The sequence below is a fragment of the Tardiphaga robiniae genome (genome assembly GCF_013359755.1).
Lineage (GTDB): Bacteria > Pseudomonadota > Alphaproteobacteria > Rhizobiales > Xanthobacteraceae > Tardiphaga > Tardiphaga robiniae.
In genome coordinates, this window is record NZ_JABMCJ010000019.1 from 1 (window position 1) to 682 (window position 682).

General features: G+C 58.2%; 3 protein-coding genes. All 3 read right to left on the reverse strand.

Annotated elements, in window-relative coordinates:
* On the reverse strand, nucleotides 1–119 hold a 119-nt coding region (locus HP556_RS00070), incomplete at its 3' end, for a phage tail protein (RefSeq protein WP_001680331.1).
* Nucleotides 120–130: 11 nt separating this feature from the next.
* Nucleotides 131–484 (reverse strand): head-tail joining protein, encoded by a 354-nt coding sequence (locus HP556_RS00075; RefSeq protein ID WP_000752979.1) that lies wholly within the window; start codon nucleotides 482–484, stop codon nucleotides 131–133.
* A gap of 11 nt (nucleotides 485–495) precedes the next feature.
* A partial coding sequence (gene gpFI / locus HP556_RS00080) for a DNA-packaging protein FI (RefSeq protein ID WP_246297179.1) occupies nucleotides 496–682 on the reverse strand: 187 nt, incomplete at its 5' end.

Below are 682 nucleotides of genomic sequence, written 5' to 3' on the forward strand. Positions count from 1 at the left end.
GACTGCGATATCGCGGATGAAGCAACGCGGTTAATGGCCATTGCGGCGGCACCAGGCACCGCCGTTTTGCTGATACGGCTGAGGTTTTCAACGGCCTGCTCAAGACCTTTTATGGCCATACATCCCCCTTTCAGCGGCGACGGTTAACGGCAGGCGGTACGCCCCGTCCAAGCCAGAGATGACAACTTCCGCCATCATCCGGCGAAACCCGATCTACCCAGAAATTTTCCTCACCGATGGTCAGCGTGTCTCCACGCCGCAGCTGCCGCACCTCATCAGTCCGGACAAACAGGGACGGGCTGGAGCCTTCAACGCGCACGCCCTGTCCGGCATAGCTGATATTTTCAGGGTCATCAAAAACACCACGTATCACCGCACCTGACTGCTCACCGGATGTAATGGTGGCTGACGTTCCCATGTACCCGCGTATCGTTTCATCGGCGCGGGCAATGGCAGCATCGAACAGGTTATCGAAATCAGCCACAGCGCCTCCCGTTATTGCATTCTGGCCAGGCCGCGCTCTGTCATTTCGGCTGCCACACCGGCAGAGACACGAAACGCCGTTCCCGGCAGCACAAATGCCACAGGTTCATCCCGCGTGGCGTGAAGTGCATCAGTATGCAGCTTCACCAGTGCCACGACCGTGACCAGTTCAGACGTATCCAGAATCACGGTATCCGGC